The organism is Acidovorax sp. HMWF018, from assembly GCF_003061035.1.
In the GTDB taxonomy this organism is placed as follows: Bacteria; Pseudomonadota; Gammaproteobacteria; order Burkholderiales; family Burkholderiaceae_C; genus Acidovorax; species Acidovorax delafieldii.
Window position 1 is genome coordinate 1 of the sequence record NZ_QAIM01000189.1, and the last position, 3,646, is coordinate 3,646.

Here is a 3,646-nt window from a genome sequence, read left to right on the forward strand (position 1 = left end):
CTACAGGCCTATGTGGACATGGTGGGCGCCTTCAACCAGGGCAAGGCGCTGCGCGTGTACCCCGGATCGCCCTTTATCACCCAGCGCCTACTGCGCGACCACGACAAGCTCAAGCTGTTTGAGCTGCACCCCACCGACCTGCGCGCGCTGGCCGGTAACGTGGCCCAGCTGGAGGCGGGCCGCCAGGTGGCCGTGCTGCACGAGGACGGCTTTGAGGGCATCAAAAAGTTCCTGCCCCCACCGGCCCGGCGCGCCCTGGTGCTGTGCGATCCCAGCTATGAAATCAAGAGCGACTACGCCAAGGTGCTCGACATGGCAGCCGACTCGCTCAAGCGTTTTGCCACGGGTACCTATGCATTCTGGTACCCCATCATTCCGCGCCCCGAAGCCCATGACCTGCCCCGCCGCCTGAAAACGCTGGCCACCAAGGCGGGCAAAAGCTGGCTGCACGCCACGCTCACAGTCAAATCGAGCAAGATCACGGAAACGGTCACGGGCGACACCAAGCGCCCAGGCCTGCCCGCCAGCGGCGTGTTCCTTATCAACCCGCCCTACACACTGAAGGCCGCGCTCAAAGACGCCTTGCCCCAGATGGCCGAGCTGCTGGCGCAGGACAAACACGCCACCCACACGCTCGAATCGGGCGGCTGACCGGCCTCCAAAGAACCTGTTCAAAGCCTGGCGTCAAGGCGCCGCCGGGCAGTCCTTGTCGTCGTCCTGCAGGGCGAACAGCTCCACCGGCTTGAGCCCCAGGCCCACCATGCCCAGCGCCTCGGCGGCGCCCCGGCTCAGGTCAATCACCCGGTTGCGGGTGTGCGGGCCACGGTCGTTGATGCGCACGATCACCGTGCGCCCTGTGGCCTGGCTGCGTACACACACGCGTGAGCCAAAGGGCAGCGTGGGGTGCGCGGCCGTGAGCGCTCGCATGTCAAACAGCTCCCCGCTGGCAGTGCGCCGCCGGTGGAACTGCGCCCCGTACCATGAGGCAAGGCCCACCTCATCCGCCTCCAGGCTGAGCGGCGACCCGGCAGGAGTGCTGGGTTCCGGTTTGGCCGGGGGATCCATCAGCATGGCCTCGCCCGGCACGGACAAGAGATTAGGGGCCAGCGCATCCGGCTCAGCCTGCAACCCCTGGGCTTGAACAGCGGTGCAAGCGCTGCACAGCAGCCACAGACCCACCGCTCGCCGCAGCAGCACCCGCAGGGCAGTGCCGCGATGGGCCCCGGGAGGCTGCGTGCCCCCCGCCATCAGATCCCCAGCCGGCGACAGATCTCCAGCGTCGCGGCGCTTTGGTTCATGGTGTAAAAGTGCAGCGCGGGCACACCGGCACTGCGCAGCTGGTCGCACAGGTCGGTCACCACATCCAGGCCAAACGCCTTGATGCTGGCGGTGTCGTCCCCAAACGCCTGCAGCCGCAGGCGGATCCAGCGCGGAATCTCGGCACCGCAGGCATCCGAAAACCGCATCAGCTGCGTGGAGCTGGAAATCGGCATGATGCCCGGCACCACCGGTACGTCGGCACCTAGCTGGTGAGCGTCTTCGACGAAGCGGAAATACGCGTCGCTGTTGTAGAAGTACTGGGTGATCGCGGAGTCCGCGCCCGCACGCACCTTGGTCACATAGGCCTGCAGGTCTGCCTCAGGCGACCTGGCCTGGGGATGCACCTCGGGGTAGGCTGCCACTTCAAGGTGGAAGTCGCGGCCCGTTTCGGCGCGGATGAAGGCCACCAGATCGCTGGCGTACTGGAACTCGCCACCCGCGCCATAGCCGCTGGGCAGGTCGCCACGCAGAGCCACCAGGCGCTTGACACCCATAGCCTTGAGTGTGGCCAGCTGCTCACGCACCGACTGGCGCGTGGCCCCGATGCACGAAAAGTGCGAGGCGGCACCCACGCCTTCGGACAGGATCTCGCGCACGGTGCCGAAGGTGCCTTCTTGCGTGGAGCCCCCTGCGCCATAGGTCACCGAGCAGAAGTCGGGGTGCAGGGCATACAGCTGCTGGCGCGCCACGCGCAGCTTGTCGGCACCTTCAGGCGTCTTGGGCGGAAAAAACTCGAAACTCACCGGGAACCCGGTGCCTTGCGCGTGGGCTGCATTCATGCGGCTCTCCTTGCGTGTACAAAAAATTCTCGGTTGCCATCGCCGCCCTGGATGGGACTATCAATCCACGCCAACACCTCCAGGCCCAACGCGGCGCAGCAATCGCGGATGCGCTGCTCCACCACCGCATACAAGGACTCGTCGCGCACGATACCGCCCTTGCCCACCTGCCCGGGTTGCAGCTCGAACTGCGGCTTGACCAGCATGACCAGGTCGCTCTGGGGCGCCAGCAACGGCACCAACGCAGGCAGCACCAGGGTGAGCGAGATGAAAGACAGGTCGCCGGTCACCAGCGTAAAACTGGGCGTGATGTCCACATCGGCGCACTCGGGCCGGCGGCGGCGTTCCACCGGCAGCGTTCCCTGGGCGCGCTGCGCGCGCTCGGACTTGAAGGCCTCGATGTCCTGGTCCTTGGCGTCGTCGCTGTCGTCGTACGCCTCGTCCACCAAGCCGCCATTGCGCATCCAGCTGTAGGGGGCCTCGGGCTGGGTCTCGTTGTCTTCTTCGGGCACGATGACTTCGGACAAGGCCATCTCACAAGCCTGCACCAACGCATCGGGCGTGAGCGAGCGGGCATTGACGCCCTCCACACACACCACACGCAGATCGCTGCGCAGCCGGTCGTGCAACTGGGCGTGGCCCACGTCCACCCCAATCACCTGGGCAGCGCCCTGCTGCAGCAGGCAGTCAGTAAAGCCGCCTGTGCTCTGCCCGACATCCAGGCACCGCAGGCCAGCCACCGACAGGCCCAGCGCCTTGAGCGCGCCTTCCAGCTTGAGCCCGCCGCGCGAGATGTACTTGGCTTCTGCATCGTCCAGCAGCTGCACCTCGGCCACTGACGGAATGTCGTCGCCGTTCTTCACCACCTTCTGCCAGGGCGCCAGCGCCGACAGGCGCCACTGCACGCCCGAGGCAATCAGGCGCTGGGCCTGCGAGCGCGTGGCAGCGTGGCCACGCTCCACCAAAAATACGTCTGCGCGCATCGCGCCCATCCTTTTAGAGTCAAATCGGCTGGTAGCGCTAGTGAATCATGCGCCAGCAGCTATCAATTAAAGAGCAATCAGACATTACTCCGCGCAACGGCGCCAGACCACCGTGCGCGCGCCCCGTCGCCGGGGCGCGCTGCACAGGGATCAGTAGCGGTAGGTGTTGGCCTTGTAGGGGCCTTGCTTAGACACGCCGATGTAGGCGGCCTGCTCGTCAGTGAGTTCGGTCAGCATGGCGCCCACCTTCTTGAGGTGCAAGCGCGCCACTTTCTCGTCGAGGTGCTTCGGCAGCACATAGACCTTGCCAGCCTGGTACTCGTCCTGCTTGGTGAACAGCTCGATCTGCGCGATGGTCTGGTTGGCGAAACTGGAGCTCATCACGAAGCTGGGGTGGCCAGTGGCGCAACCCAGGTTCACCAAGCGGCCCTTGGCCAGCAGCGTGATCTTCTTGCCGTCAGGGAAGATGACATGGTCCACCTGGGGCTTGATCTCGTCCCACTGCAGCTTCTCCAGCGAAGCCACATCGATCTCGTTGTCGAAGTGACCGATGTTGCACACGAT

Annotated in this window: 5 protein-coding genes; 1 reads left to right on the forward strand and 4 read right to left on the reverse strand. The window is 65.5% G+C overall.

Annotated elements, in window-relative coordinates; all coding sequences use genetic code 11:
• On the forward strand, positions 1–651 hold a 651-nt coding region (gene rlmJ / locus DBR23_RS07035; RefSeq protein ID WP_108497766.1), incomplete at its 5' end, for a 23S rRNA (adenine(2030)-N(6))-methyltransferase RlmJ.
• A gap of 33 nt (positions 652–684) precedes the next feature.
• Here rlmJ and DBR23_RS07040 read toward each other — a convergent pair.
• The 4 genes from DBR23_RS07040 to DBR23_RS07055 form a co-directional block, all read right to left on the reverse strand.
• Entirely contained in the window at positions 685–1,248 is a 564-nt protein-coding gene (locus tag DBR23_RS07040; RefSeq protein ID WP_108497767.1) for a septal ring lytic transglycosylase RlpA family protein, read from the reverse strand.
• Positions 1,248–2,099: a methylenetetrahydrofolate reductase [NAD(P)H] gene (gene metF, locus DBR23_RS07045; RefSeq protein WP_108497768.1), complete on the reverse strand. Its 852-nt coding sequence runs from the start codon at positions 2,097–2,099 to the stop codon at positions 1,248–1,250. Before metF ends, DBR23_RS07040 begins: the two co-directional genes overlap by 1 nt.
• The gene (locus DBR23_RS07050) at positions 2,096–3,082 is read right to left on the reverse strand and encodes a TlyA family RNA methyltransferase (RefSeq protein WP_108497769.1); all 987 of its coding nucleotides are present in this window, start codon (positions 3,080–3,082) and stop codon (positions 2,096–2,098) included. The genes metF and DBR23_RS07050 overlap by 4 nt, the downstream gene beginning before the upstream one ends.
• Positions 3,083–3,232: 150 nt before the next feature.
• Positions 3,233–3,646, reverse strand: a 414-nt coding sequence (locus DBR23_RS07055) for an adenosylhomocysteinase (RefSeq protein ID WP_146191264.1), incomplete at its 5' end; no start/stop codon positions are given.

Coding starts and splice junctions, on each gene's coding strand:
- metF (WP_108497768.1), bottom strand. CDS start 2,099: ATGAATGCAGCCCACGCGCAAGGCACCGGGTTCCCGGTGAGTTTCGAG.
- DBR23_RS07040 (WP_108497767.1), bottom strand. CDS start 1,248: ATGGCGGGGGGCACGCAGCCTCCCGGGGCCCATCGCGGCACTGCCCTG.
- DBR23_RS07050 (WP_108497769.1), bottom strand. CDS start 3,082: ATGCGCGCAGACGTATTTTTGGTGGAGCGTGGCCACGCTGCCACGCGC.